The organism is Micromonospora sp. NPDC049151 (genome assembly GCF_040648395.1).
Taxonomy (GTDB): domain Bacteria; phylum Actinomycetota; class Actinomycetes; order Mycobacteriales; family Micromonosporaceae; genus Micromonospora.
In genome coordinates, this window is the sequence record NZ_JBEZDP010000020.1 from 87,542 (window position 1) to 113,546 (window position 26,005).

The 26,005-nt window shown below is 72.4% G+C and carries 21 protein-coding genes; 16 read left to right on the top strand and 5 right to left on the bottom strand.

Annotated features, from left to right (window positions below):
- From AB0B20_RS21945 to AB0B20_RS21970, 6 genes are read left to right on the top strand one after another with little or no spacing between them, the layout of a single operon-like run.
- Complete coding sequence (locus tag AB0B20_RS21945; RefSeq protein WP_357472965.1) at nt 1-1,566, top strand: NAD(P)-binding domain-containing protein; 1,566 nt, start codon at nt 1-3, stop codon at nt 1,564-1,566.
- Nucleotide 1,567: 1 nt separating this feature from the next.
- On the top strand, nt 1,568-2,659 hold the full coding sequence (locus tag AB0B20_RS21950; RefSeq protein WP_357384774.1) for an alpha-hydroxy acid oxidase: 1,092 nt from the start codon (nt 1,568-1,570) through the stop codon (nt 2,657-2,659).
- Complete coding sequence (locus AB0B20_RS21955) at nt 2,656-3,990, top strand: cytochrome P450 (RefSeq protein ID WP_357384776.1); 1,335 nt, start codon at nt 2,656-2,658, stop codon at nt 3,988-3,990. Before AB0B20_RS21950 ends, AB0B20_RS21955 begins: the two co-directional genes overlap by 4 nt.
- Complete coding sequence (locus AB0B20_RS21960) at nt 3,987-5,255, top strand: cation:proton antiporter (protein WP_357384778.1); 1,269 nt, start codon at nt 3,987-3,989, stop codon at nt 5,253-5,255. The genes AB0B20_RS21955 and AB0B20_RS21960 overlap by 4 nt, the downstream gene beginning before the upstream one ends.
- A gap of 52 nt (nt 5,256-5,307) precedes the next feature.
- Entirely contained in the window at nt 5,308-5,979 is a 672-nt protein-coding gene (locus tag AB0B20_RS21965; RefSeq protein WP_357384780.1) for a response regulator transcription factor, read from the top strand.
- Nucleotides 5,979-7,259, top strand: a complete 1,281-nt coding sequence (locus AB0B20_RS21970) for a HAMP domain-containing sensor histidine kinase (RefSeq protein WP_357472968.1) — start codon at nt 5,979-5,981, stop codon at nt 7,257-7,259. The genes AB0B20_RS21965 and AB0B20_RS21970 overlap by 1 nt, the downstream gene beginning before the upstream one ends.
- Here AB0B20_RS21970 and AB0B20_RS21975 read toward each other — a convergent pair.
- Nucleotides 7,219-8,334, bottom strand: a complete 1,116-nt coding sequence (locus AB0B20_RS21975) for a carboxypeptidase-like regulatory domain-containing protein (protein ID WP_357384784.1) — start codon at nt 8,332-8,334, stop codon at nt 7,219-7,221. The two genes, AB0B20_RS21970 and AB0B20_RS21975, sit on opposite strands and share 41 nt — an antisense overlap.
- Before the next feature lie 243 nt (nt 8,335-8,577).
- Here AB0B20_RS21975 and AB0B20_RS21980 point away from each other — a divergent pair, with 243 nt between their 5' ends.
- From AB0B20_RS21980 to AB0B20_RS22000, 5 genes are all read left to right on the top strand, one after another.
- Complete coding sequence (locus tag AB0B20_RS21980) at nt 8,578-9,030, top strand: OsmC family protein (RefSeq protein ID WP_357384786.1); 453 nt, start codon at nt 8,578-8,580, stop codon at nt 9,028-9,030.
- Nucleotides 9,031-9,205: 175 nt separating this feature from the next.
- Nucleotides 9,206-10,660, top strand: a complete 1,455-nt coding sequence (locus tag AB0B20_RS21985; RefSeq protein WP_357384787.1) for a family 43 glycosylhydrolase — start codon at nt 9,206-9,208, stop codon at nt 10,658-10,660.
- A gap of 25 nt (nt 10,661-10,685) precedes the next feature.
- Nucleotides 10,686-12,134 (top strand): family 43 glycosylhydrolase, encoded by a 1,449-nt coding sequence (locus tag AB0B20_RS21990; protein WP_357472971.1) that lies wholly within the window; start codon nt 10,686-10,688, stop codon nt 12,132-12,134.
- 56 nt (nt 12,135-12,190) lie between these two features.
- Nucleotides 12,191-13,843: an RICIN domain-containing protein gene (locus AB0B20_RS21995; RefSeq protein ID WP_357472974.1), complete on the top strand. Its 1,653-nt coding sequence runs from the start codon at nt 12,191-12,193 to the stop codon at nt 13,841-13,843.
- 49 nt (nt 13,844-13,892) lie between these two features.
- Nucleotides 13,893-14,789 carry a VTT domain-containing protein gene (locus tag AB0B20_RS22000; protein ID WP_357472977.1) on the top strand — a complete coding sequence of 299 codons (897 nt, stop codon included), beginning with the start codon at nt 13,893-13,895 and terminating at the stop codon, nt 14,787-14,789.
- A gap of 9 nt (nt 14,790-14,798) precedes the next feature.
- Here AB0B20_RS22000 and AB0B20_RS22005 read toward each other — a convergent pair whose 3' ends face one another.
- The gene (locus AB0B20_RS22005) at nt 14,799-15,380 is read right to left on the bottom strand and encodes a TetR/AcrR family transcriptional regulator (protein ID WP_357384796.1); all 582 of its coding nucleotides are present in this window, start codon (nt 15,378-15,380) and stop codon (nt 14,799-14,801) included.
- A 66-nt stretch (nt 15,381-15,446) separates the two neighbouring features.
- Between AB0B20_RS22005 and AB0B20_RS22010 the strand changes: the two genes are divergently transcribed.
- The 5 genes from AB0B20_RS22010 to AB0B20_RS22030 all read left to right on the top strand — a co-directional run bounded on the left by AB0B20_RS22010 (nt 15,447) and on the right by AB0B20_RS22030 (nt 21,315).
- Entirely contained in the window at nt 15,447-16,490 is a 1,044-nt protein-coding gene (locus tag AB0B20_RS22010) for a hypothetical protein (protein WP_357472980.1), read from the top strand.
- A gap of 107 nt (nt 16,491-16,597) precedes the next feature.
- Nucleotides 16,598-18,553: a translation factor GTPase family protein gene (locus AB0B20_RS22015; RefSeq protein WP_357472983.1), complete on the top strand. Its 1,956-nt coding sequence runs from the start codon at nt 16,598-16,600 to the stop codon at nt 18,551-18,553.
- A 123-nt stretch (nt 18,554-18,676) separates the two neighbouring features.
- Entirely contained in the window at nt 18,677-19,492 is an 816-nt protein-coding gene (locus tag AB0B20_RS22020; RefSeq protein ID WP_357384803.1) for an endonuclease/exonuclease/phosphatase family protein, read from the top strand.
- 97 nt (nt 19,493-19,589) lie between these two features.
- Nucleotides 19,590-20,123 (top strand): SigE family RNA polymerase sigma factor, encoded by a 534-nt coding sequence (locus AB0B20_RS22025; protein WP_357384805.1) that lies wholly within the window; start codon nt 19,590-19,592, stop codon nt 20,121-20,123.
- Nucleotides 20,110-21,315 (top strand): hypothetical protein, encoded by a 1,206-nt coding sequence (locus AB0B20_RS22030; protein WP_357384807.1) that lies wholly within the window; start codon nt 20,110-20,112, stop codon nt 21,313-21,315. The genes AB0B20_RS22025 and AB0B20_RS22030 overlap by 14 nt, the downstream gene beginning before the upstream one ends.
- Nucleotides 21,316-21,383: 68 nt before the next feature.
- Here the strand turns inward: AB0B20_RS22030 and AB0B20_RS22035 are convergent, their stop codons facing one another.
- From AB0B20_RS22035 to AB0B20_RS22045, 3 genes are all read right to left on the bottom strand, one after another.
- On the bottom strand, nt 21,384-24,137 hold the full coding sequence (locus AB0B20_RS22035; RefSeq protein WP_357472986.1) for a beta-L-arabinofuranosidase domain-containing protein: 2,754 nt from the start codon (nt 24,135-24,137) through the stop codon (nt 21,384-21,386).
- Nucleotides 24,138-24,175: 38 nt separating this feature from the next.
- On the bottom strand, nt 24,176-25,558 hold the full coding sequence (locus tag AB0B20_RS22040) for a glycoside hydrolase family 43 protein (RefSeq protein WP_357472988.1): 1,383 nt from the start codon (nt 25,556-25,558) through the stop codon (nt 24,176-24,178).
- Nucleotides 25,559-25,754: 196 nt separating this feature from the next.
- Nucleotides 25,755-25,967, bottom strand: coding sequence for a hypothetical protein (locus AB0B20_RS22045; protein ID WP_357472992.1), 213 nt, complete (start codon nt 25,965-25,967; stop codon nt 25,755-25,757).
- Nucleotides 25,968-26,005: the final 38 nt, after the last annotated feature.

Sequence of the window (26,005 nt, forward strand, 5' to 3'; positions counted from 1 at the left end):
ATGACGCTCGACTACCTGATCGTCGGAGCCGGTCCGGCCGGCCTGCAACTCGCCGCGCTGCTGGAGGCCGACGGCAAGCGTGACTATCTGGTCCTGGAACAGGCGGACATCCCGGGTGCGTTCTTCGCCACCCATCCCCGCCACCGGCAACTGATCTCCATAAACAAGCCGCACACCGGCTCGGACGACCCGGAGCTGAACCTGCGGCTGGACTGGAACTCGCTGCTCAGCGACGACCCGGCGCTGCGGTTCACCGGCTACACCGAACGGTACTTCCCGGACGCCGACGTGATGGTCCGCTACCTGGCGGACTTCGCCGCGAAGACCGGGGCGCGCGTGCGGTACGGCACCCGGGTGACGTCGGTCGGCAGGGTCGACGGGCTGTTCGAGGTCCGGGCGGGGGAGGAGGTCTTCCGGGCGCGACGGCTGATCGTCGCCACCGGCGTCTCCCGGCCGTACCTGCCGGCGATCCCGGGACTGGAACTGGCCGAGCAGTACGCGGACATGTCCGTCGACCCGCGCGACTACCTCGACCAGAAGGTGCTGATCATCGGCAAGGGGAACTCCGCGTTCGAGACGGCGGACAACCTGATGGAGACCACCACGCTGATCCACGTCGCCGGGCCGAGTTCGGTGCGGATGGCCTGGCGCACCCACTACGTCGGGCACCTGCGCGCGGTGAACAACAACTTCCTGGACACGTACCAGCTGAAGTCGGCGAACGCGATCCTCGACGGCGAGGTCAAGCGCATCGAACGCGACGGCACCGGCTTCACCGTGACGTTCTCGTTCTCCCGGGCGAACGAGGTGGTCAAGGAGCTGTGGTACGACCGCGTTCTCGTCTGCACCGGGTTCGCCTTCGACGCGTCCATCTTCGACGACACGTGCCGGCCGGCGCTCGCGATCAGGGACCGCTTCCCGGCGCAGACCCCGGAGTGGGAGTCGGTGAACGTCCCCGGCCTGTTCTTCGCCGGCACCATCACCCAGGAACGGGACTTCAAGCGCTCGACGAGCGGCTTCATCCACGGCTTCCGGTACGGCGTGCGGGCGCTGCACCGGATCCTGGAGCGACGGTACGGGGACACGCCGTGGCCGGCGGAGAAGCTCGACGCCACCCCGGAGTCGATCGCCGACGCCGTCATCGCGCGGGTCAACCGCACCTCCGCCCTGTGGCAGCAGTTCGGCTTCCTCGGTGACGTGGTCACGGTGGCCGGGTCCGAGGCGCGCTACCACGACGAGGTGCCGGTCGAGTACTTCACCGGCACCGGCCTGCGCACCGCCGACCACGACTACGCGCACGCCTTCGTCGTCACCCTCGAGTACGGCCCCGAGCACGACCGGGTGGACCCGTTCGACGTCACGGTCAACCGGATCGCCCAGGACGTGCCCGGCCAGGCTCACGACGCCGCGTACCTGCACCCGGTGGTCCGTCACCACCACGCGGGCCGGGTCGTCGCCACCCATCACCTGGCGGAGAACCTGGAGAACCGGTGGGACCGGCCGCAGACGCACGTCGCGCCGCTCGTCGCGTTCCTCGGCCGCTGCCTGAGCAGTGCCGAGCGTTGAGATGCGTCCGTTCGAGGGCGCGGCGCCGCCCGGTTCCGCGCTGGACGGTCCGGCGCTGAACCTGGCCGACCTGGCCGCCGACGCCCGGGCCCGCCTGGACCCGGTGCACTGGGACTTCTTCTCCGGTGGGGCCGGCGAGGAGCGTACGGTCCGCGCCAACGAGGCGGCGTTCGCCCGGCGCTACGTGGTGCCCCGCGTCCTGCGCGGCGCGAGCCGGCGCGACCTGCGGATCTCGCTGCTCGGCAGCCGGATCTCGATGCCGGTGCTGATCGCGCCGACCGCGTTCCACCGGCTGGCCCACCCCGAGGGCGAGGTGGCCACGGCACGCGCCGCCGCCGAGGCGGGCACGGTCATGGTGGTCAGCATGGCGGCCACCCGGCCGGTCGAGGAGATCGCCGCGGCCGGGGGGCCGCTCTGGTTCCAGCTCTATCCGCAGACGGACCTCGACTTCACCGCGTCAGTGGTACGGCGGGCGGAGAAGGCCGGCTGCACCGCTCTGGTCGTCACGGTCGACTCGCCCGTGTTCGGCCGGCGGGAACGCGACCTGCGGCACGGCTTCGTCGACCTGCCGGCCGGGCTGGTCTGCGAGAACATGCGCGACGCGACCGGCCGGGTGCGCGACATCGGCATGGACGCCGGGCTGGACTGGGCGCGGATCGCCTGGCTGCGCGAGGTCACCACGATGCCGATCCTGCTCAAGGGGGTGCTGCATCCGGCGGACGCGGCGCTGGCCGTCTCGTACGGCGTCGACGGTCTGCTCGTCTCCAACCACGGCGGCCGGCAGCTCGACGGCGCACTCGCCACCCTCGACGCGTTGCCCGCCGTCGTCGAGGCCGTCGCGGGGCGGCTGCCGGTGCTGCTCGACGGCGGGGTCCGCCGGGGGTCCGACGTGCTGGTGGCGCTGGCGCTGGGCGCGAGCGCGGTGCTCGTCGGCCGTCCGGTGGTCTGGGGGCTCGCGGCCGGCGGCGCCGCCGGGGTACGTCACGTGCTCGACCTGCTGCACGCCGACCTCGACCGGGCGCTGGCGCTGGCCGGCGCGACCGGGCCGGCGGACCTGCGCGTTGACCTGGTCGCCACGGTGGCAGCCGGATGAGCGCCCTGATCGTCCTGATGGTCCTGGCGGGGATCGCGTGGACCGTGCCGTACTGGCTGCCCCGGACGGTGGTCCGTCTGCGCGAGTGGGTGTTCGTCACCGTCAACGGCGCCGAGGGCGTCCCGGTGCCGGGTCCGACAGTCGGCATGGAGCACTTCGAGCGCGTGTACGCCGATCCGGCGGCGGACGGCCGCAGCCGGGGTGCCGGACTGTCCGACCTGTTCTGGTACTGGCTGGCGCCCGGGCCGCACATGCACCAGGAGCATCTGGAGCCGGGCGACCGCTACCGGACGGTGGCCGCCACCACCCGGCGCGTGCTCGCCGTACGCCGTCAGCGCTGCGACGACCTCGCGACCGCCGCCACCCGGCGTGCGCTCGACCGGCTGCCGGCCGGCCGGACCAGCCACGTCCGGCTGCGCGACCTGATGATGCCGGTCTGGGCCGAGGTCTACTACGAACTCGTCTTCGGCGAGGCGTGCCCGCCGGACGCGCGGGCGTTGATCGTCACCAACGCCGAGGACGTGGTCAACGGGCTCAAGTGCACCGGCCTGCGGCACATGCGGCGGCGCGACCGGCTGACCCGGTATCTGCGCGACCGGATCGAGGCGGGGACCTGCCCGGTGACGCTGCCGCCGCCGTTCACCACGCAGGAGACGGCCTGGTACCTCCAGGGCGCCTTCTTCAACACCGCAGTGGTGCAGATGTCCGAGGCGACGGCGCACGTGCTGCTGGCTCTCGCCACGCATCCCGGCGTCCAGCGGGGACTCGACGACGACGAGGCGCTGGACCGGGTGATCGACGAGACGCTGCGGGTGCACCCGCTCTTCGGCGTCGCGCACCGGATCACGTCCGCGCCGATCACGCTGCCCGACGGGGTGTCCCTGCCCGCCGGAACGGTGCTGCTCTTCAACTACCTGGCGTTCCACCGGGGCGGGTCGGCCGGCGACGACCGGTTCGACCCGGACCGGTGGCTCACGCTCAAACGTGCCGACGCGCACTTCATCCCGTACGGGGTCACCGCGAACCGGGCCTGCCCGGCGCGCGGGGTCGCGCCGGTGATGATGCGCGCCGCGATCCGCGAGGTGCTGCGCCGGTACGTGCTCACCTCCTCGGCCTCGCACACCCGGTCGATGCCCAGCCGGGGTCCGGCCTACCTGACGCCGGCCGGGCGCACCGGCCCGGGGCGGCTGCGGCTGGCCGCGATGCGGTCGCGGGACCGGTGGGCCGACGTGGGCCGCAGTGTCCGGCAACTGGTGTTCGGCACCTGGATGGTGGTCGACGCCCGCCGGCAGCGGTTGTGCACCGACTATTTCGAGAGGGCTGTCCGATGACACCAACTGAGCTCGCGCCACGGTTCTTCATCGCGGTCACGGTGATCCTGATCTTCTGCAAAGGAGTCGCCTGGCTGCTCGGCAAGGCGGGTCAGCCGGCAGTGGTCAGCGAGATGCTCGCCGGCGTACTCCTCGGGCCGTCGCTGCTGGGGCTCCTCCTGCCGGACGTGCAGGACGCCCTGTTCCCGGCCCCCCTGCTCCCGGTCCTCTACGTCGTGGGTCAGGTCGGCCTGGTGCTGTTCATGTTCCAGGCCGGGTACGCGTTCAGCGCCCACCGGGTCACCGGGCTCGCCGGCACCGCCGGCGTGATCTCCCTGGCCGGGGTCACCGCGCCGCTCCTTCTGGGGGTGCTGCTGGTCCCGGTGGCCGCCGGTGCCGTGCCGATCCAGGCCGAGGGGACGTCCCTCGGCGTCTCGGCCGCGTTCGTCGGCGTCGCCCTGGCCATCACCGCGTTCCCGATGCTGGCCCGGATCATCACCGAGCACGGGCACGCCGGCACCCGGCACGGCACCCTCTCCCTGGCCAGTGGCGCGATCGACGACGTGGTCGCCTGGATCATGCTGGCCGCCGTACTGGCCTTCGCCTCCGGCCGGGCCGGTCCCGCGATCGTCACCGCGGGCGGGGCGATCCTGTTCGCGCTGGTGCTCTGGTTCGGCGGGCGGCCGGTCGCCTCCACGCTGATGGGCCACCGTGCCCTCAACGACCGGGCCCGCCTGCTCGGCACCGTCGCCCTGCTCTTCCTGGTCGCCTGGTACACCGACGAGATCGGCCTGTACGCGGTCTTCGGCGCGTTCGCGGTCGGCGTGGTGATGCCCCGCACCGCCAACACCGACCGGGTGGTGGACACGCTCACCCCGGTCGCGGCGACGCTCTTCCTGCCGTTGTTCTTCACGTACTCGGGCCTGCGGACGGAGTTCGGCCTGCTCGCCTCCCCGCCGGTGCTGTTGTTCGCGCTGGCCTGCGTGACGGCGGCGATCGTCGGCAAGTTCGGCGCCTGCTGGGCGGCGGCCCGGCTCCGCGGCGAACCGCAGGGTGTCGCGCTGCGGGTCGGCGCGCTGATGAACGCCCGCGGTCTGATGCAGCTCATCGCGCTGAACGTGGGACTGGAGGCGGGCATCGTGAACCCGTCGCTGTTCACCGTGCTGGTGCTTGTCGCGTTGGTCACCACGCTGATGACCACGCCGGCGCTGAGCTGGATCGAGCGCCGCGAGGCCCGCCGGCCCGATCCGGTGCGCGCACCAGCGCTCGCGGTTTCAGATAGTTGAAGAGGCAAATACCAGTGCGTGCATCGGTCGCTATCTATGAGATCGTTAACATATGCGGGGCGGAAGATCGAACCGGCTGCTGCTGGTCGAGGACGACACGGACCTGACCGAGATGCTCACCGAGACGCTCGGCCACGAGGGCTATCTCGTCGACCGGGCCTTCGACGGCCAGCGCGGGCTGCACCTCGGACTCACCCGGTCGTACGACGTGATGGTCATCGACCGGATGCTGCCGGCGCTCGACGGCCTCGACTTGGTCACCCGGCTGCGCGCCCGGGCGGTTCCGGCCCGGACCCTGATGCTCACCGCGCTCGGCACCGTCGACGACCGGATCGCCGGGCTGGACGCGGGCGCCGACGACTACCTGGTCAAGCCCTTCGACCTCGACGAGCTGAGCGCCCGGGTCCGGGCGCTGTGCCGGCGCACGTCCGAACCGACGGACGTGCTGCCGATCGGCGCCGGGCAGCTCGACCTGGGGCAGCGGGACGCGGTGCTGCCCGACGGCACCCGGGTGGCGCTGTCCACCCGCGAGTTCGAACTGCTGCGGGTGCTGGCGGCCCGGCCGAGCACCGTGCATCCCCGGGCCGCGCTGCGACGTAGGGTCTTCGAGGAGGCGGCGGGGGCCTCGGTGGTGGACACCTACGTCTACTACCTCCGCCGCAAACTCGGCCGGCCGGTGGTACGCACCGTGCACGGGTTCGGCTACCGCCTCGGGACGCTCTGATGGAGACGGCCGAGCAGGCGGTCGTCCGCCGGACGCGGCTGCGCATCGGCCTGCTCGTCGGCCTGACCATCGGCGCCCTGCTGCTGCTGGGCGGCGGCATCTCGTACGCGGTCCTGGTCCGCAGCCAGGAGGCGCAGATCCAGCGCGAGCTGGAGTGGGGCACGGAACACGGCGCGATCGCCGGCCCGCCCGCGTGCAGCTGGATCTTCCGGTACGACGGCGTCACGGTGCGCACCGGCACGAACCCGCCGCCCCCGGGCTTCCCGTTACGCGGGGCGCTGGACACCGTGGCGGCCACCCGGCACACCGAGACCACCACCGTTTCGCGTAACGGCACCACCTATCACGTGCGTACCGAGGCTCGCGGCGACGACGTGGTCCAGGCCGTGTTCGACGCCCGGTTCCAGCTGTCCGACCGGCGGCATCTGCTGCTCGCGTTCAGCCTCGCGGCGGCAGCCGGGCTGCTCGCCGCCATGCTCACCGGTGTGCTCGTCGGTCGCCGGGCCGTCGCACCGCTCGCGGAGGCGCTGACCCGGCAGCGCCGCTTCGTCGCGGACGCCAGCCACGAACTGCGAACCCCGATCGCGCATGTGCACACCCGGGCCCAGCTGATGGCGCGGCGGGCGCGCGACGACGGCACCGCCACGAACCTGGACGACCTGGAACGGCTGGTCGGCACCACCCGCCGGCTCGGCGAGATCGTCGACGACCTGCTGCTCTCGGCCCGGCTCGCCGCCGCGCCCGCGGACCGGGAACCGGATCCGCAGGTCGATCTCACCTCGCTGGTCGGGACGACCGTCGCCGCCGAGAGCGACCGCGCCGCCGAACGCCGGGTCACCCTCACCCTGGACACTCCCGGCGACCCACTGCCGGTGCCGGGTGTCGAGTCGGCCCTGCGCCGGGTCGTCGGGGAACTGCTCGCGAACGCGCTGGCCCACACTCCCGCGGGAGGCCGGATCGACGTGACGCTCCGGGCCGTCGGCGACGCCGCCGAGTTCGTGATCGCCGACACCGGGAAGGGCTTCGACCAGGCGGACGCCCGGCGGATCTTCGACCGGTTCCACAGGGGCGCGGGTGCCGGGGACCGCCGCTTCGGCCTGGGGCTGGCCCTGCTCCAGGAGGTCGTCACGAGCCACCACGGCACCATCGAGGCCGAGGGACGCCCAGGGCGGGGAGCCCGATTCACCGTACGCCTTCCCGTGACGGGCCCGCCGAGCCCCACCGGGAGGGTGTCGCGGATCAGGAACCGTCGGATGTGGCAGGTGGGAGCCGGTACGTGAGCGCCGGATCGTGCGGCGGGTTCTCCGGCCTGCCCGACCGGCCGGGCACGACGTGCAGGATCGCGGTCGGAGCGTCGGCCAAGCCGCCGGCCGGCTGCCAGGTCGCCGGGGGAGCGGCCTCCGCCACCGCGCTCGGTGCGTTCCTCCGCCGCACCAGCACCAGTGCGAGCGCGCCCAGGCCCGCGGCGACCAGCAGGCCGCCCAGGAGGAACATCGACGTACTGCCGCCCTCGTCGCTGACGGCCTTGAGCGTGGGCGGCGCGGCCGCGGGGGTGCCGTCGTCGTCCCCTGCCGCGAGAGGGCTCGCCTCCGCGGTGGGCGACGGCGGCGTCGTGGCCGGCGTTGCCACGGCGGAAAGGGTCAGCCGTACGGTGGCGACGTCACCGGCGCTGCCGCGTACGGTCGTGCGGGCGGAGCGGTAGCCGTCCATGCTTGCTCGGACCGTGATGGGTCCCTCGGCGATCGTCTTGCCGGCGCCGGACGTGATCGAGAACTGGCCGCTGCGGTTGCTGGTCGTCCGGTACTCGTGGCCCGCGCTGTCCCGGATGGTCAGGTCCGCGCCGTCGATCGCCTTTCCGTCGGCGTCGCGGACCCGGCCGGAGACGCCGCTGACTCCGGCCGTCGCCTCGGCCGCACCGGACGGCGACGCACCCGGGCCGTGCACGTAGACCAGCTTGTAGGCGTAGCTGTTCTGCCCGGCCAGCCGCACCCCGACCGAGATGTTGAGCCCGGTGGTCTCGCCCGCGCGGGCATCCGGGGCGACGAGCGTCGCGTCGAAGGTCCGGCTCTCGCCGGGCCCGAGGTTCGGCTCCGCCCGGCATCCGGCGGTGCACCGCAGGCCGCCGCCGACCACCACCACGGCCTTCTCGGCCCGGCGTCCGTTGTTCGTCACGCGGAACCGCACGCGTACCGCCTCGCGGGGTTTCACGTTCTCCGCCGACACGCTCAGGATGCTCACCGTCTCCGGTGCGGCCGGCGCGGCCGTCGAGGGTGCCGCCGGCAGCGCGAGCGTCCCGGCGGTCAGCGTGACAACTGCCGCCGCCCGGGTCCATCGGACACGTGAGCGCGTCGTCACTTCCCACCACCTTCGCCGATATTGGCAACACCGGTCGATGGAGCCGCGGCCACTATGCCCTGTGCGAGACGTGTTGCGCGACCCGGTCCCGAGTGCGGTGGGTCTTCTCCCGCTGCGGGCAGCGCCTGACGTCGACCGGCGGCCGTGCCGACCGGTGGGTGAGGCGGTCCGCCGCGGTCCCCGCCGCTCGTCACGAGGACGGTCCGGTGGGTCGGCCGTCGGCCCGGTCGGTAGGTTCGTGGCATGAGTGAGGACACCTTCCGGTCGGTGGAGATCGAGCGCACCAGCGTGGGCAGATACGTCGCGCGCAACGCCCGTGGCGGCGAGCTGTCCATGGGTACGGGGGAGGACGCGACCTTCACGCCCGTGGAGCTGCTGCTCGCGGCGCTCGGTGGCTGCACCGCCGTCGACGTCGACCACGTGACCAGCCGTCGTGCCGAACCGACCCGGTTCGCGGTCACGGTGACCGGCGACAAGATCCGTGACCCGGAGGCCGGGAACCGGATGGAGAACCTCACCGTCACCTTCGCGGTGACGTTCCCGGCCGGCGCGGACGGTGACCGGGCCCGCGAGGCGCTGCCCCGCTCGCTGCGGCAGTCCCACGACCGTCTCTGCACCGTGTCGCGGACCGTGGAGCTGGGCACGCCCGTATCGATCGTGGACGGCAACGACCCGGGCGCGACCGGGTCCCGATAACCACGGAAGCCGCGCCGGAGGCAGCGCGACCGAGCCGTCCCGGCCGGCGCTTACCTTGACAGACGTCGATGTTATCGCAAACATGGCTGGTAACCCGGACGTAACACCGCCGCCATGATCCTTGTGCCTGATCGTGACCTCGGGAGCCGGAGGCGACCACGCGCAGGAGGTTTCCGTGACAGGGACCGCTCGGAGGACGCGTACGGCGGCGGCCCTGGCCTCGGCGGCGCTGCTCCTCGCCGCGGGGGTGGTGGCCGGGATGCCACCGGCGTCGGCGGCGACAGTGGACACGTCCGCGTCGTACGTGGTCGTGAACCGGCACAGCGGCAAGGCGATGGACCTGTACGACTGGTCGACGGCGGAGAACGCGCCGGTGAACCAGTGGACGCGCAACGACCTCGCGGTGCAGCAGTGGCAGTTCGTGGACGTCGGCGGCGGGTTCTACAAGGTGCGGTCCCGGCACAGCGGGAAGGTGCTGGAGTTGCCGGACGGTGGCGACGGCACCCAGCTCGTGCAGAGCACCGACCGGTCGTCGGCCACGCAGCAGTTCCGGTTGCGGGACTCCGCGGGCGGGTTCGTGCGGTTCGTGAACCGGCAGTGGGGCAAGGTCGTCGACGTCTGGGAGTGGTCGACCGCGGACGGTGGGCGGCTGGCCGGTTACGCCGATCTGGACGGCGCAAACCAGCAGTGGCAACTGATCCGGCTGGGCGGTGGCACGCCGACCACGCCCGCGCCGACCACCCCGGCACCGGCCTACCCGCAGCCCGGCCGGGTGACCGGGGACATCGGCGTCCACGACCCCACTGTGGTCAAGCGGCCCGACGGCACCTACGTCGTCGCGCACACCGGTGACGGCATCACGCTGAAGACGTCCACCGACCGGATCGCCTTCCGCAACGCCGGCGCCGCCTTCCCCGGTGGCGCGCCGTGGACCACCACGTACACCGGGGGAGCGCGCAACCTGTGGGCGCCGGACCTGTCGTACCGCAACGGGCGCTACTACCTGTACTACTCGGCGTCGACGTTCGGCTCCAACCGCTCGGCGATCTTCCTCGCCACCAGCACCACCGGGAACGCCGGGAGCTGGACCCACGAAGGGCTGGTCGTCGAGTCGCGGACCACTGACGACGTCAACGCCATCGACCCGAACCTCACCGTCGACGACCAGGGCCGCTGGTGGCTCACCTTCGGCTCGTTCTGGTCCGGCATCAAGATGATCCCGATCGACCCGGCCAGCGGACGCCGGCTCGGCACCGCCGTCTACGCGCTCGCGAACTACGGCCCCGGCATCGAAGCGCCCGTCCTGGTCAAGCGCGGTGCCTGGTACTACCTGTACGTCTCGTTCGACCGCTGCTGCCAGGGCGCCGCCAGCACGTACCGGATCATGGTCGGTCGTTCGGCGAGCCCCACCGGGCCGTTCGTGGACCGCGCGGGCCGGGACATGCTGGCCGGGGGCGGCACGCAGATCCTGGCGTCGCACGGCAGCGTGCACGGCCCCGGCCACCAGGCGGTCCTCGCCGACACCGACGGCGACGTCCTCTTCTACCACTACTACGCCGACAACGGCGCGTCACTGCTCGGCGTCAACCGCATCGGCTACGACGCCGCTGCCTGGCCCTACGTGTACTGATCTCCGGCTACCTGGGAGGGCGCGCATGTCGCCTCGGCACCTACTCCGCCCGATCCTGGCCGCGGCGCTCGCGCTGCTCACCACCTCAGCCGGCCTCGCCGTGCCCGGCCCCGCGTCGGCCGCGCCCGCGGTGAGCTACACCAACCCGCTGGTGAACCAGCGGGCCGACCCGCACATCGTCCGGCACACCGACGGCTACTACTACATGACCGCGACGGTGCCGCAGTACGACCGGATCGTGCTCCGGCGGGCCACCACCCTCCAAGGGCTCGCCACCGCCACCGAGACGACGATCTGGCGCCGGCACACCAGCGGCGAGATGGGCGCCCACATCTGGGCCCCGGAGATCCACTTCATCAACGGCAGATGGTACGTCTACTTCGCCGCCGGGCGGACCGACGACGTGTGGCGGATCCGGATGTACGTGCTGGAGAACGCGAGCGCGAACCCGCTGACCGGCTCGTGGACCGAACGCGGCCGGATCACCACGCCGTGGGACACGTTCAGCCTCGACGCCTCGACCTTCGTGGTGAACGGGGTGCGCTACCTGACCTGGGCCCAGCAGGAACCGGGCATCACCACCAACTCCAACGTCTACCTGGCCCGGATGGGCCCCGAACCGTGGCAGATCACCGGTCCGGTCGCCCGGCTGGTCGTGCCGGCGTACGACTGGGAGACCCGCGGCTACCGCGTCGCCGAGGGACCGACGGTGATCCAGCGCAACGGCCGGGTCTTCCTCACGTACTCGGCCAGCGCCACCGACGCGAACTACTGCCTCGGCATGCTCACCGCGTCGGCCCGCGCGAACCTGCTCGACCCCGCCGCCTGGAGCAAGAGCCCGGTCCCCGTGTTCGCCAGCAACGCCGCCACCGGCCAGTACGGCCCCGGCCACAACTCCTTCACCGTCTCCGAGGACGGGCAGAGCGACATCCTGGTCTACCACGACCGCGACTACCGGGACATCAGCGGTGACCCGCTCAACGACCCGAACCGGCGGACCCGGATCCAGAAGCTGTACTGGAACGCCGACGGCACCCCGAACTTCGGCGTCCCCGTACCGGACGGGGCCACCCCGGTCCGGCTGCGCTCGCACGACCTGACCACGAGCTACGTCCGGCACTACGACTACCGGGCCCGGGTCGAGCCGAACGTCAGCAACCTCGCCGACTCGCAGTTCCGTGTCGTCCCCGGCCTCGCCGGCGCCGGATCGGTGTCGCTGGAGTCGACGAACTTCCCCGGCTACTACCTGCGGCACCGGGCCTTCGCCCTCTACGTCGAACGCGACGACGGCTCGGCCCTGTTCGACGGCGACGCGAGCTTCCAGCGCCGCACCGGCCTTGCCTCGGCCGACGGGCTGTCGCTGGAATCGCAGAACTATCCCGGCCGGTACGTCCGCCACCGGGACGGACTGCTCCAGCTCGAGACGGTGGGTACGAGCGCCGACCGGGCGGCGGCCACTTTCCACCTGGAGTAGGCGCCCCGGAACCGCTGACGCCGCCCTCGGCGTACCCCTTTCCCGGAGGTCGAACGATGCTCAACCCCGCAGTGACGGCACCGCACCGCGGCCGGCCCGCCGGCCTGGTGCTGGCCCTGGTGGCCGCACTGGCCGCAGTGATCGGCGTCGCCGTGGTGGCCGCGCCGCCGGCGCAGGCGGCCACCGTCGACACCAGCGCCTGGTACGTGCTGGTGAACCGCAACAGCGGCAAGGTGCTCGACGTCCGGGACACCTCGACCAGCGACGGCGCGGCCATCCAGCAGTGGTCCCGCAACGACGGCGAGTGGCAGCAGTTCCAGTTCGTCTCCTCCGGCAGCGGCTACTACCGCCTGCGGGCCCGCCACAGCGGCAAGGTGGTGGACCTGTGGGAGTGGAACGTCGCCGACGGCGCGGAGTACCGGCAGTGGCCCGACCTCAACGGCACGAACCAGCAGTTCCAGGTCCTCGACTCGGACGGCAGCTACGTCCGTCTGATCAACAGGCACTCCGGCAAGGCCCTGGAGGTCTGGGAGAGGTCGACAGCCGACGGTGCCCGGGTCAGTCAGTACACCGATCTCAACGGCACCAACCAGCAGTGGCAGATGGTCCGGGTGGGCACCGGCGGCACGCCGACCACGCCGCCGCCGTCCACCGGGTGTGGCAGCGGTGCCTACCAGGCCGAGGCCGTGCTGAGCGGCGGCACCTGGACGGCCCGCAACGGATCGTCGACCGTGTACTCGGGCTCGGACATGCTGGCGGCGGCGCAGGCCGCGGTGAACTCCCTCTCCGCCGGGCGGACCGCGAAGCAGCGGGTGGTGGTGCGCGGATCCGGATCGATGAGCGCGGGGTCGCGGCTGTCGCTGCCGTCGTACACGACGCTCGCGGTCTGCGGCACGATAAACGTGACCGGCTCGGGGTCGGGCGACTACGCGCCCGTCTACTCGCGCGGGACCACCGACGTCGAGGTGCAGAACCTGACCCTCACCGGGGCGCCGCTGTACGGGATCTTCATGCGCAACGTGAACAACCTGACGCTCGGACAGATCGACATGCGGCTGTCCGGCGGCCTGGGGATCCGGATCGACAACCACGGCGGCGACCGGGCGGTCAAGGTGCGCAACGTGCGCATCGACACCGTGTACGTGTCCGGAACGGGCGCGCACGGCGTGGAGACGTACGGTGTGGACGGCCTGACCATCGGCACCGTCACCGCGCGCAACACCGGCTACTCCGGTCTGCTGCTCAACGACACGATCAACGCCACTGTGGGCACCGTCGACGCGCAGGGCGCGGGCACCGGGACCGGCTACGCGGCGTTCCGGATGGCCAACCGCAACGGCCGGATCGGCAGCTCGTACCCGACGAACATCCGGGTCGGCACGGTGATCGCGTCCGGCGGTGGCCGGGGGATCTTCTGCGTGTCGGAGTCCGGCGGCGCGGTCATCGACCGGGTGACCATCTCCAACACCGGCAACAACTCGATCCTCGTGGAGAACTGCTACAACGTCACGATCGCCGGGGTGTCCGGCACGGTGACCGGCGGCGGCGAGGTGCGGATCGCGTCGCGGACCGAGTTCCCGATCTCCTCCGGTATCCGCTTCCAGAACCTGACGGTCACCAACACGAACATCACCCAGAACCCGTGCGGCGGCGCGAACAACACGATCAGCAACGTCACGCGAGTCAACTCGACGCTGACCTGGTGCTGACGGGCTCCCGCTCACCTGGCTCACCCCGCTGATCACCCAGACCCCGGCGATGGGCGCGCTGCCGACCCTGCGCGCCGCCACCGACCCCGCCGTGCTCGGCGGCCAGTACTACGGCCCCGGCGGACGCTACGAGGTGAAGGGCCACCCGCGGCTCTGGGTCATGTCCGAGGACCTCACCGGGGTGCGGTTCCCGGTCCGGCCCGTGCAGCCTCCCGTCCCGGTCGGTACGAGGTGGCCAGCCCCGGCCCTCGGTCCGGCTCGTCGACGACATCCGGCCCGGCGCCGCCGGCTGTTCGCCACCGGTGAACCCGTGGGGGGCGACAATCAGCTGGTGGTGGACAAGGTTCTGCAGACGCTCGTCGGGCTGCCGCCGGTCCTCGTCCTGACGCTGGTGTTCGTCCTGCCGGCGCTGGAGTCCTCGACGCTGCTCGGGCTCGTCGTGCCGGGTGAGACGGCGATCCTGATCGGCGGGCTGGTGGCCCACGGTGGCGCGCTGCCGCTGTGGGCGGTGGTGGCCGCCGGGACGGCCGGGGCCTGCCTCGGTGACCAGGCCGGGTACGCCCTCGGCCGCCGCTACGGCCCGGGTGTGCTCGCCCGCGCTCCACGGGTGCTGCGACGGCGCCTCGACATCGCGCGGGCCCGCCGCCTGGTCGCCCGGCGCGGGGCGTGGGCGGTGCTCGTCGGACGCTGGGTGGCGGTGCTGCGCGCCGTGGTCCCCCTGGTGGCCGGCACCGGTGGGATGCGGTGGCCGGTGTTCCTCCGGGCGAACCTGGCCGGCGGGCTGGTGTGGGCGACGGCCGTGGCGTTGCTGGGCTACCTGGGCGCCGCCTCCTACCGCTATCTGGAGCGGGAACTGGGCATCGGGGAGTGGGCCCTGCTGGCCGTGATCGGTGTCGTCGTGGCGCTGCGGGTCTGGCGGATCCGGCGCCGGGCGGCCCACCGCTGAACGGTGGCGTCAGCCGCGACCACGTACCAGGGGCAGGAACACCTCGTCCACGATCTCGACCAGCACCTCGTCGGGGACGGACGGGACGCCGCGCATCGCGTACTCGGCGCGCAGCAGCATCATCGGTACCGTCGCCACCCGGTGACGGACTGCCGCCGCCGGCGCCTCGCCCCGGGCGGCGGCCCGTTCCAGCATCCCGATCCACGCGCGGTCCATGGTGTCGGCGCCGGATCGTTCTCGCATGAGCGTGAGCAGCTCCGGATCCTCGGCCGCGGCGGCGAGCAGGCCGCGCAGGACGGCCCCGTGCGGCGACGACCACGTCTCGTTTGCGAGCCGGAGCATCTCCAGCGCGTCGCCTCGCAGCGTGCCCGTGTCCGGGTTCGGCATGGCGTCGTCGGACAGGTGGCGGTACGCCGCGATGCCCAGCGCCGCCCGGTGCGGCCATCGGCGGTAGATGGCGTTCTTGTTGGTCCCGGCTCGCGCGGCGACCCCGTCCATCGTCATCCCCGCGTAGCCGGACTCGCGTAGTTCCTCCGCCGCGGCCCGCAGGATCGCCTGTTCCAGCTCCTCGCCCCGTCGCCTCCTGCTCATGCTTGCAGGGTACGCGTCGTACCTTATAGGGTACGACGCGTACCTTATGCAGGCGGGGAGTGAGCGATGCGCGTCTTCGGCATGAACTACGACACCGGCTTCGTGAGCGCCGGGTCCACCACCCACGAGCCGTTCGACCCCGGCATCGTGCGGAGCGACCTGCGTGTCATCCGCGACGAGCTGCGGTGCGACGCGATCCGCGTCACCGGCGGCGTGCAGGACCGGCTGGAGCTGACCGCGCGGCTGGCGGCCGAGGCAGGGCTCGAGGTGTGGTACTGCCCGTTCACCAACGGCCTGGACCGCGACGGCCTCATGGCGTTCCTGCTCGACGGCGCCGAGCGGGCCGAGCGGCTGCGAAGTGACGGCGCACCGGTCGTCTATCTCACCGGTTCCGAGATCTCCATGTTCACCGACGGTTTCCTGCCCGGCCGTGACCTGACCGAGCGCATGGCGCTTTTCACCGACCCGATGCGCATGCGGGAGGCGGTCCCGGCCGCCCGGGCCGCGGTGCGCGACTTCCTCGCCGAAGCGGTACCCGCGGTGCGGGAGCGCTTCGGCGGCCCCGTCGGATACGCCTCGATTCCGCTGGAGGACGTCGACTGGGCGGCGTTCGACATCATCGCCAGCGACGCCGGCTACCGCGACGCGACCAACTCCGCGGCGTTCCCGCAGTCCCTGGCGGCTGCCGTGGGACAGGGCAAGCCGTACGCGGCGACCGAGTTCGGCTGCTGCACGTTCCGCGGCGCGGCCGACGTCGCGGGCGCGACCGAGCCGGTGGTCTACGACGAGCGCGGCCGTGCGGCGAAGCTCACCGCGAAGCTGGAGCGCGACGAGGAGGGCCAGGCGCGCTACATCGTCGACCTGCTGCGCGACTACGAGGCCGGCGGGGTGGAGGCGGCGTTCGTGTACACGTTCGCGAACCGGCACCTGCCGACCACCCGCGACCCCGAGCACGACTACGACCTGGCGTCACGGGGGATCGTGCGCGTGCTGCCGGACGGCTCGTGGACGCCCAAGGCCGCCTTCCACGCCCTGGCCGAGTACGGCCGCGTCCGTGCGCTGAGCCGGACCGAATTCGGTGGTGACGATCGCGACGGGCGGGCAAGGTAGGACTGCACACCGGCGGCGAGCGCCGCCACCACGACAAGGACCAGGAGAGACAATGCGAGCAGCTTCCACGCTTCGGACCCCTGACCGTCCTACCGTGGAGCTCCGCCTTGGCCCTGTTGAACCTCGGGATCGTCGCCCATGTTGACGCCGGAAAGACCAGCCTGACCGAACGCCTGCTCTACGAGGCGGGCGCCGTGGCCGAGCCGGGCAGCGTCGACGCCGGCACGACGCGGACCGACTCGATGGAGCTGGAACGCCGCCGTGGCATCACCATCCGGGCGGCTGTCACGTCGATCGCCGTCGGTGATCTGCGCGTCAACCTGCTGGACACGCCCGGCCACCCCGACTTCATCGCGGAGGTCGAGCGGTCGCTGACCGTACTCGACGCCGCCGTGCTCGTGGTGTCGAGCGTGGAGGGCGTCCAGCCGCAGACCGTCGCGATCTGGCGGGCGCTGCGCCGTATCGGCGTACCGACCGTGTTCTTCTTCAACAAGGTCGACCGCGGCGGCGCCGACGTGGACCGGGCGACGGCCCAGGTGCGGCAGCGGCTCGGCGCGCGGCCGGTCCCGCTCACCACCGTCACCGGCCAGGGCACACGCGAGGCCCGGGTACGGGCGGTCGGCCTCGACGCCGAACCGGTGGTGGCGGAGGTGGCGGAGGTCGACGACGCGGTGGCGGCGCGCTGGCTGACCGACCGGCCGGTCCGCGTCCGCGACGTCAGGCGGGCGATCCGGCGCGCGGTGCGCCGCGCCGACCTGGTCCCGGCGGTGTGCGGCTCGGCGATCACCGGCGCCGGGGTACGCGCGTTGTGCGACGTCCTGGCCGGCCTGCTGCCGTACGGCGAGGCACGGGACGGTCCGCCTGCGGGCACCGTCTTCGCCGTCGACCGGGACGGGCACGGCCGGCGCGTCTGGTTGCGACTGTGGTCCGGGCATCTGCGTGTGCGGGACCGGGTGCGGCTCGACGGCGGTCGTCCGCAGCCGGTGACCGAGATCGCCGTCATCGAACCCGCGGGCGTGCTGGTGCGCCGGACGGTCTCCGCCGGGCAGATCGCGGCGGTACGCGGGGTGTCGGCCCGGATCGGCCAGCACATCGGCGACCCGCCCCGGCGGCACGGCTACCGGTTCCCGCCGCCGACCCGCCAGGCGGTCGTCGAACCGGTCGACCCGGGGCAGCGCCTCGCGATGTTCGCCGGCCTGGCCGAGTTGGCCGACGAGGACCCGCTGGTGGACCTGCGCCTCGACGAGCAGCAGGCGGAGGCGGTGATCCGTCTGCACGGCGAGGTCCAGAAGGAGGTTCTCGCGGCCCTGATGGAGGAGCGGTACGGCGTCCGGGTGCGGTTCTCCGGCACGCTCACCGCCTGCGTCGAACGGGTCGCCGGCACCGGCACCGCCGAGGAGCGGGTACGGGAACGCGGCAACCCGTACCTGGCCGGGCTGGGGTTGCGCATCGAGGCCGCACCGGCCGGGCACGGCATCGGGTTCCGGCCCGGGATCGAACCGGGCCGGCTGCCCCCGGCGTTCGTCGCCGCCACCGAGGAGGGCGTACGGGCGGCGCTACGGCAGGGCCGGCACGGCTGGCCGGTCACCGACTGCACCGTCACCATGACGGCGTCGCGGTACTGGCCCCGGCAGAGCCGCCCGCACCAGAAGTTCGACAAGTCCATCTCGACGGTGGCGGCGGACTTCCGCAACCTCGCCCCGGTCGTGGTCGCCGCCGCGCTGCGGCAGGCCGGGACGCGGGTGTGCCAGCCGATCGAACGGTTCGACGTCAACCTGCCCCGGCACGCGGTGGAGACGGTGCTGGCGCTGCTCGGCCGGCTCGGCGCGGTCGTCCACGACACCGCCGTCGCGGGCGGCTACCTGGAGGTGAGCGGCACCCTGCCGTCCGCCCGGGTGCCGCGGGTGGTCGCCGCCCTGCCCGATCTCACCGGCGGCGAGGCGGTCCTGACCACCACCTTCGACCACTACGCGCCGGTCACCGGTGAAGAGCCGCCGACGCTGCACCGGCGCGGGCCCGACCCGGACGACCGGGAGGCGTGGTTCCGGGCCGTGCCGAGGTAGGCCGGCCGGGCGGCGACTGGCACGTCACGGCGATAGGATCACCGGCGCCCGCCGCCGCCCGTACCCGTTGGAGCCCCGCTGTCAGCGCAGCCGGCCACCCGTCCGACCCGGCGTGTCCGCCGGGTGCTGGCCGTGGTGTGCCTGCTCGTCGTGGCCGGGCTGCCCGCCGGGTCGTCGAGCGCCGGCACCACCGGTCCGGGAACGCTGCGGGTGCTCCAGATGAACCTGTGCAACAGCGGGCGGGCCGGCTGCTACACCGGCCGGGCCGTCCGTCAGGCCGCCGACGTGATCGCCGCCGAGGCGCCCGACGTGGTCACGCTCAACGAGATCTGCCGCGACGACGTGGTGACGCTGGGGCGTACGCTGCGGGCCGCCCGTACCGGCGGCACCGTGGTGTCCGCGTTCCAGGCCGCCGGTGACCGCCCCTCCCGGGGGCCCACCCGGTGCGACAACGGCGAGCCGTACGGGATCGGTCTGCTGACCCGCCTCGACGGCCGGGACGCGCGGTCGTCGGTGCACCGGGGAACCTATCCGGCGCAGGACCTCGCCGACCCGGAGGAGCGGGTCTGGCTCTGTGTCCGGGCCGACGGGCTGCACGCCTGCACCACGCACCTGGCGAACACCAGCGGCCAGGTGGCGCTGGCCCAGTGCGGTCAGTTGCTCGGCGCGGTGGTGCCGCAGACCCGGGGCGACGGGAACGCGCCGACCGTCCTCGGCGGCGACCTCAACCTGCGCGCCGGTGGCGTGCCGGACGTGCGCTCGTGCGTGCCGGTCGGATACCGACGCATCGACGACGGTGCCCGGCAGCAGATCCTGGCGTCCACCGGCGTGACGATCTGCTGCCGGCGCGCGGTGGACATGCGCGGGACGACAGACCATCCGGCGCTGCTGGCGACCATGATCCGCTCGTGGTCAGCGCCGCCGCCGGGACGGTACTGACCGGGACCGGCGCGGGCGCGGCGCAATCGGGTGGGCCGCGCGTGCAACGTCTCGGGTGGGTCTGTGCGTTCTACCTCCGTCATGAGGAGGCAGTCAGTTGAGAGCCGAAGACGAGCAGGCGTTCCGCGAGTTCGTGACGTCGCAGATGGCGTCGCTGCGCAAGCTGGCGTACATGACCTGCGGCGACTGGCACGCCGCGGAGGACGCCGTGGCCAACGCGCTGGTCAAGCTCTATCCGCGCTGGCCGAAGCTGGAGCGGCCCGATCTCTACGTCAAGACCATGGTCTACCGGGCCGCGGTCGACGAGACGCGCCGGCCCTGGCGGCGCGAGCGGTCGGCCGGCGACGCCGTGCCGGACGTCACGGTGCGGGACACGGCGGCGACGACCGACGAGCGGATGCGCCTGCAGGTCGCGCTCGAAGCCGTGCCGGCGCGGCAGCGGGCCGCCGTGGTGCTGCGGCACTACCTGGATCTGAGCCTGGAGGACACCGCCGCCGTGCTCGACTGCACTGTCGGCACGGCCAAGAGCCAGGTCTCCCGAGGGCTGGCGAAGCTGCGCGAGTCACTGGGCGGCGAACACCTCGATCTCACCGGCAAGCCGATAGGGGAGTGGACGAATGCAGTTGCGTGAGCTGGTGGACACCGTGACCGCCGACGAGCCGCCGATGGGCCGTACCGTCGACGACATCGTCGCGGCCGGACGGCACGCCGAACGGCGCCGCCGGACCCGGTTCGCGACAGCCGGCGCGGCGGCCCTCGTCGCGGTGGCGGTCGCCGGCGCGATCACCGTGCCGATCCTGGGGGCGAGGCGCGACGCCGGGGAGACCTCGGCGGTGTCCGGGGCGCCGCGTCCGGGCGCCAGCCCCTGGCCTGACGCCTCGCCGTTCACCTTCACCTTCACCGGGTACGACGCGGGCACGCTGCACGTGCAGGATCCGATAGTCGTGTCGACCGCGTACCAGATCGCCCCCGTCTACTCCGACCGGCACACCTCGAACGACAAGCCCGTCAGCGCGGAAGAGGCGGAGTCGTGGGAGCAGCACGAGAGGGCGGCCGCCGGGGCGAAGCCGTCGCTCTGGGCCTACCTGACCGTCTATCGGCCCGGCGCCTTCGATCCGGCGGCGATCAAGCACGGGCGGAACATCACGGTGGCCGGGCGCAAGGCGGTGCGGGCGACGCTGCCGTACGCCCTCGACCCGAGTCAGCCGCTGGAGCCGGGCAACAAGCTGTTCGCCTGGCAGTACGCCCACAACGCCTGGGCGGCCGTGACGTCGATCTCCGACGACCCGGCGACGCCGAGCTTCGGGGACCTGACCGGCCTGGTCGCGGGCCTGAAGCCGGCCGGGCCGACGCCGGCTCCGCTGCCGTTCACAGTGGGCTACGTGCCGAAGGGCTACGTGCCGTTGCAGGTCGGCACGCACGCCATGCCCGGCCTGAGTGGCATCGCCACCGCCCGTGGCGGTGACTACGGCGGCGCGACGTACACCAGGCCGGCCCTGCCCACCACCGGCCTGACCGCACCGTTCGACTCGGGCGAAGGCACGATCAGGGACGGGTTCCACATCTTCGTCACGCCGAGCCGCAACTCCAACCAGTCACCGGAGCCCGGTGCGGCGAGGTGCTATCCGGGGCCGGCCCGCAGAGGCGGGTTCTGCAACATCTGGAGCGCTGACGGCACAGTCGTCGTCCAGGTCAGCTCCCAGACCCTCGGCAGCCGGCTGCCCCAGGCCGAGCTGCTGAAGATCGCCCAGGGGATCACCGTCGCCGACGACGTGCGGGACGAGGCGACCTGGACGCCCGCCGTGGACGCCCTGATCCCCTGACCCCCTGAGCCCCGAACGACCCGGTGACGGTGGAAGCGGCCAGCCCGCTCCCACCGTCACCACGGGATCTACAGGAACCGCCAGCGCTGGTGCGCGGCCCCGGTGTCGTCGGCGAGGACCGCCTGCGCGCCCTGGGCGCCGGAGCCGCCGCTCAGGCCGAGCACCCGGCCCCCGTTCGCGCACTGGATCCGGAACCAGCCTCCTCCGACGTACCGCAGCCGCCACCTGTGGTCGGCGGTGCCGTTGTCGGCCCACTGGACGATCCGGGCGCCGGCCGCGCTCGAACCGCCCTCGACGCCCAGCACCTTGCCGCTGTTGCCGTTGCGCAGTCGCAGGTAGCCGCCGGTGTCCACCAGGGCGGTCCAGAGGTGGTCGGCGGTGCCGGTGTCGCCCCACTGGATGACCGGCCCGCCGTCGGCGGTCGACATGTCCTGCACGCCGAGCACCAGCCCGCTGCCGAGGTTCTGGATGCGCCGCGCCCCGTTGGGCAGGAACCGCCACTGGTTGTCCGGGCTGCCGTTGTCCGGGTCCTGCACGGCGAAGGCGCCCTGCGCGGTCGAGCCGCCGGAGATGCCGAGCAGCTTGCCGGTGTGTACGTTGCGCAGCTTGTGGCTGCCGTCGCCGACGTCGACCACCGTCCACAGATGGTCGGCGGTGCCGTTGTCCGCCCACTGGAGGATCCGGGCGCCGTCGGCCGTGGACATGTTCTCCACGCCCAGCACCTTGCCGCTGTTGACGTTGCGCAGCCGCAGCGCCGACCCGTCGACCACGAGCTGCCAGTCGTGGTCGGCGGTGCCGGTGTCACCCCACTGCAGGGCGAGCCCGCCGTCGGCGGTGGACATGTTCTGGATGCCGAGCACCAGCCCGCTCGCCGCGTTCGCCAGCCGGAAGCTCGCCTCACCGCCGCCACCGCCCGCGCCGACCCGCCAGTAGACCGTGTAGTTGTGCCCGTGGGCGTCGTAGAACGGGCCGAGGTTGACGGTGGCGCCGTCGGCCCGGGCGGTGAACGCGAGACTGCCCGTGCCGGTGCGGGTGACCGAGGCGGGGTCCAGCGTCGGCAGGGCACTCAACGCGGTGTTGCCGTAGTTGCCGGAGAGCACCACCGGCCCGTACGTGACGGCCTGGACCGCCGCGTCGTCGTTGGCGGCGACGGTGGCCACCCGCATGGGCAGCCGGACCGTGACCGTGTCGCCGGAGGTCCAGGCGCGGGTCAGGACGGCGTAGGTGCCGGGCGTGGTGGCGATGCCCGCCGCGACGCCGTTGACGCTGACGCTCGCGCCGCTGGTCCACGCCGGGATCCGGATCCGCATCGTCCACGAACCGGCCACCGAGCCGGTGACGGTGAGCGTCGTGGTGTCGCCGACCGGGTACGAGGTGGCCTGCGTGACGGTGATGCCGCGCTGGCTCCAGGTGAGCACCGACGGGACGAACAGGTTGACGGTCAGCGTGGTGCCGTTGTGGAAGTAGATCGCGTCCGCCAGCGTCGTGTTGGTCTCCAGCCCGGTGCCCTGGCAGCACCAGAAGGAGTTGTAGTCGGTGCTCCACGTTCCACCGCCCCACGCCGGGCCGACGCCGCGCCGCCCGCCCGGGTTGAGCGGGGTGAAGTAGGTGACGTGGCCGTGCGCGTCGGCCGGGTTCTGCTGGCCGATCATGTGGTTGAGCAGCGCGCGCTCGTAGAAGTCGGCGTACGCGACCCGCTCCGGGTCGAGCTGCCACAGCTCCCGGGTCAGCTTGAGCATGTTGTACGTGTTGCACGCCTCGCAGGTGTCGTTGCGCAGGTAGCCGGCGATCGCGTTCGGTGCGCGGAAGTGCTCGGCCTGGCTGTTGCCGCCGATGGCGTACGTGTGGGCGCCGACCGTGATGGCCCACGCGTTCGCGGCGATGTCCCGGTAGCGGGTGACGCCGGTGGCCTTGTACTCCCGGGCCGCGCCGATCCACTTGGGCACCTGCGTGTTCGCGTGCAAGCCGTTGAGCTGGTCGGAGTTGGCGGCGAGTGGATTGAACACGGCGGCGTGGTCGAACCGCTGCGCGACGGTGAGCCACCGCCCGTCGCCGGTCTGCTGGTAGAGGTCGGTGAGCACCGCGTTCATGCCGCCGAACTCGGTGCCGAGCATGGCCTGCGTCTGCGCCGAGGTGAGCCGGCCGGTGCGCTGGTCGACCCACCCGGCCAGCGCCAGCAGCACGTCCCGGGCCTGGGTGCTGCCGATCAGCCGCCACACGTCGAGCAGCCCGGCCAGCGTCTTGTGGATGCAGTAGTAGGGGACGTTGCCGTTGCTGAGCGTCCGGGCCTCCAGCGCGGTGAAGTCGGACTCCGGGAAGCCGGACAGGTAGCCGGCGCCGAAGCCGGCCGCGCCGTTGTTTGCCTGGCAGCGGGCCAGCTCGGCGACCATGGTGAGCGCCTTGTCCCGGCAGGTGGTGTCGCCGAGCACCGCCCACGCCTGCGCCCAGGCGGTCAGGAAGTGCCCCTGCATGTGGGTGCGGAACGGGAAGTTCGGCGCGTCCCACCCGCCGTTGGCGGCGGCGCCGCCGGTGGAGAGACGGTGGTTGGCCCGGAAGTTGTAGAGCAGCCGGTTCACGTCGACGAAGCGCAGGTAGGCGACAGTACGGTTCTGGTTGTCCTGCCAGCGGCCGGCGGTCAGCCTTACCTGGCCGGGGTCGAACGCGTACGCGGACACGCCGATGTCGGGGCGGGCCGGCGGCAGCGCGGCGCGCGCCGTACCCCCGGAGAGGACGGACCCGGCGGCGGCGCCGGCGGTGGCCGCGACGGCGGTGGCGCCGGTGGCGCGGAGCAGGAAGCGGCGGTTCACCAGGGGAGCGGGCATGGACTGCCTCCGTGGCGGGGACGGTGGTGGTGGGACGGTTACGCGGTGACCCGGAAGGTGGCGTCCTGCCGGTCGATCGCGGGGGAGCCGGCGCCGAGCGGGTCGATGCGCAGCCGGTAGTCGTAGTGCCGCAGGTAGCGGGTGGGGAAGTTGTGCGAGCGGAACGACGACCAGGCGGCGTCGGCCAGCCCGGCGGTGCGGTGGAAGGTGGCGTCGGCGCGGAACGTGGCGGTGCCGTCGTTCGGGTCCAGCCGGACCGCGTAGTCGTAGTGCCGCAGGTAGTTGCCGGGATAGTTGACCGACTCGAACGAGACGCCGGCGGAGTCGGCCAGGCCGGGGACCATGCGCCACATCTGGTCCTGGTACGGGTCGAACGGGTACGCGTCGACGCGGGCGACCCGGTCGGCGTGCCGGACGTAGCGGTCGGGCAGGTTCGACGACTTGAGCCGCACCCAGTTGGGCATGCCCCAGCGGTTGACCAGCCCGGCGTACTCGGCATCGGTGATGCCGATCATCGAGCCGTGCTTGGAGTTCAGCGGCGGGGTGTAGTCGCGCTGGTTCAGCGGCGTCCACGAGTTGCCGGAGATGGTCGTCGTGGACCAGGCGTAGTAGTCGTTGTTGACCGGGCTGAACGAGTCGCCCCACAGCCGCCAGCCACCCTCGTTCGTACGCAGCAGCAGCGGCGCCTCGATCGCGTTGCCCTGTCGCAGCCCGCTGGTGTACGTGGTGAAGCTGTTCGGCGCGGCGGTGGTGGAGCGGGCGCCGTAGAGGTATCCGTCGTTGAGGTTCTTGTAGTAGAGGTACGTGGTGGCGCCGTCGACCACCACGTCGCCGTCGAGCACCCCGAAATTCGGGCTGAAGTAGACCTGCGGGGCGCTGACGGTGCGGAAGTCGCTCGTGTAGTTGACGAACAGCACGTCCCGGCCGTTGTTCGCGGAGTAGACGATGGCGTACTGGCCCCGGGCGGCGTCCCAGAACGCGGTCGGCGCCCACGTGTGGGTGTCGAGCGTGTGCATCCGGATGCGCCGGTAGCCGGTGAACGCGGTCAGGTCGGCCGAGTCCCACACGTGCAGGTACTGGCTGGTCAGCCCCCAGTTGGTGCCCTTGAGGTCGGTGGCCAGCACCACGAACGTGCCGTCGGTGCGGCGCAGCACGAACGGGTCGCGCAGACCGAGCTGACCGGCGGTCGGGGTGACCACCGGGTTGTTCTGGTTCAGCGGCGTCCAGTTCAGCCCGTCCCGGCTGACGGCCAGGTGCAGGCCGTAGTCGGCGCCGAGGCCGTTCGGCGTCTCGGTGAAGTAGGCCATCGCGTAGGCGGTGTTCGCGGCCGCGAGCGCGCCGCGCGGCAGGCTGAGCGCGCCGGTGGCGGTGGCGGCGGCGGACAGGGCGCCGACCGTGAACGCACGTCGGGTCAGGGGCACGACGGTGGCCTTTCTCTGTGGTGGAGATGACGGCCGCGTTAACGCTAACAACGTCCCTTAGCCTGGCGTTCACATAGCTTGATGTCAATGAATTCGTTAGCGCTCGCCGATCGGCGCCGGTAACGCCGCAGGGCGGGCCGCGACGCGGCCCGCCCTGCGCTGTCACCCTCCTACCGGCGTCGCGGCCGGGTGAGGATCAGCGGTTGCGGTAGTGGTTCATGGCCAGGGTCACGCCGGACGCCAGCGCCAGCGCGCCGAAGGCCGAGCCGGCCCACGGGTTGTCCAGCAGGCTCGACAGCGTCACGTTCGCCGCCACGCTGACGATGAGCACCAGCCACAGCAGCGGGCGCATCCGGGTGACGGGCGTCGTCGCGGCGGTGTTCTCGGCGGTACGGTCCAGCTCGTTCACGGCTGCCTCCTCGGGCGATCTCGTCTGCCACCAACGCT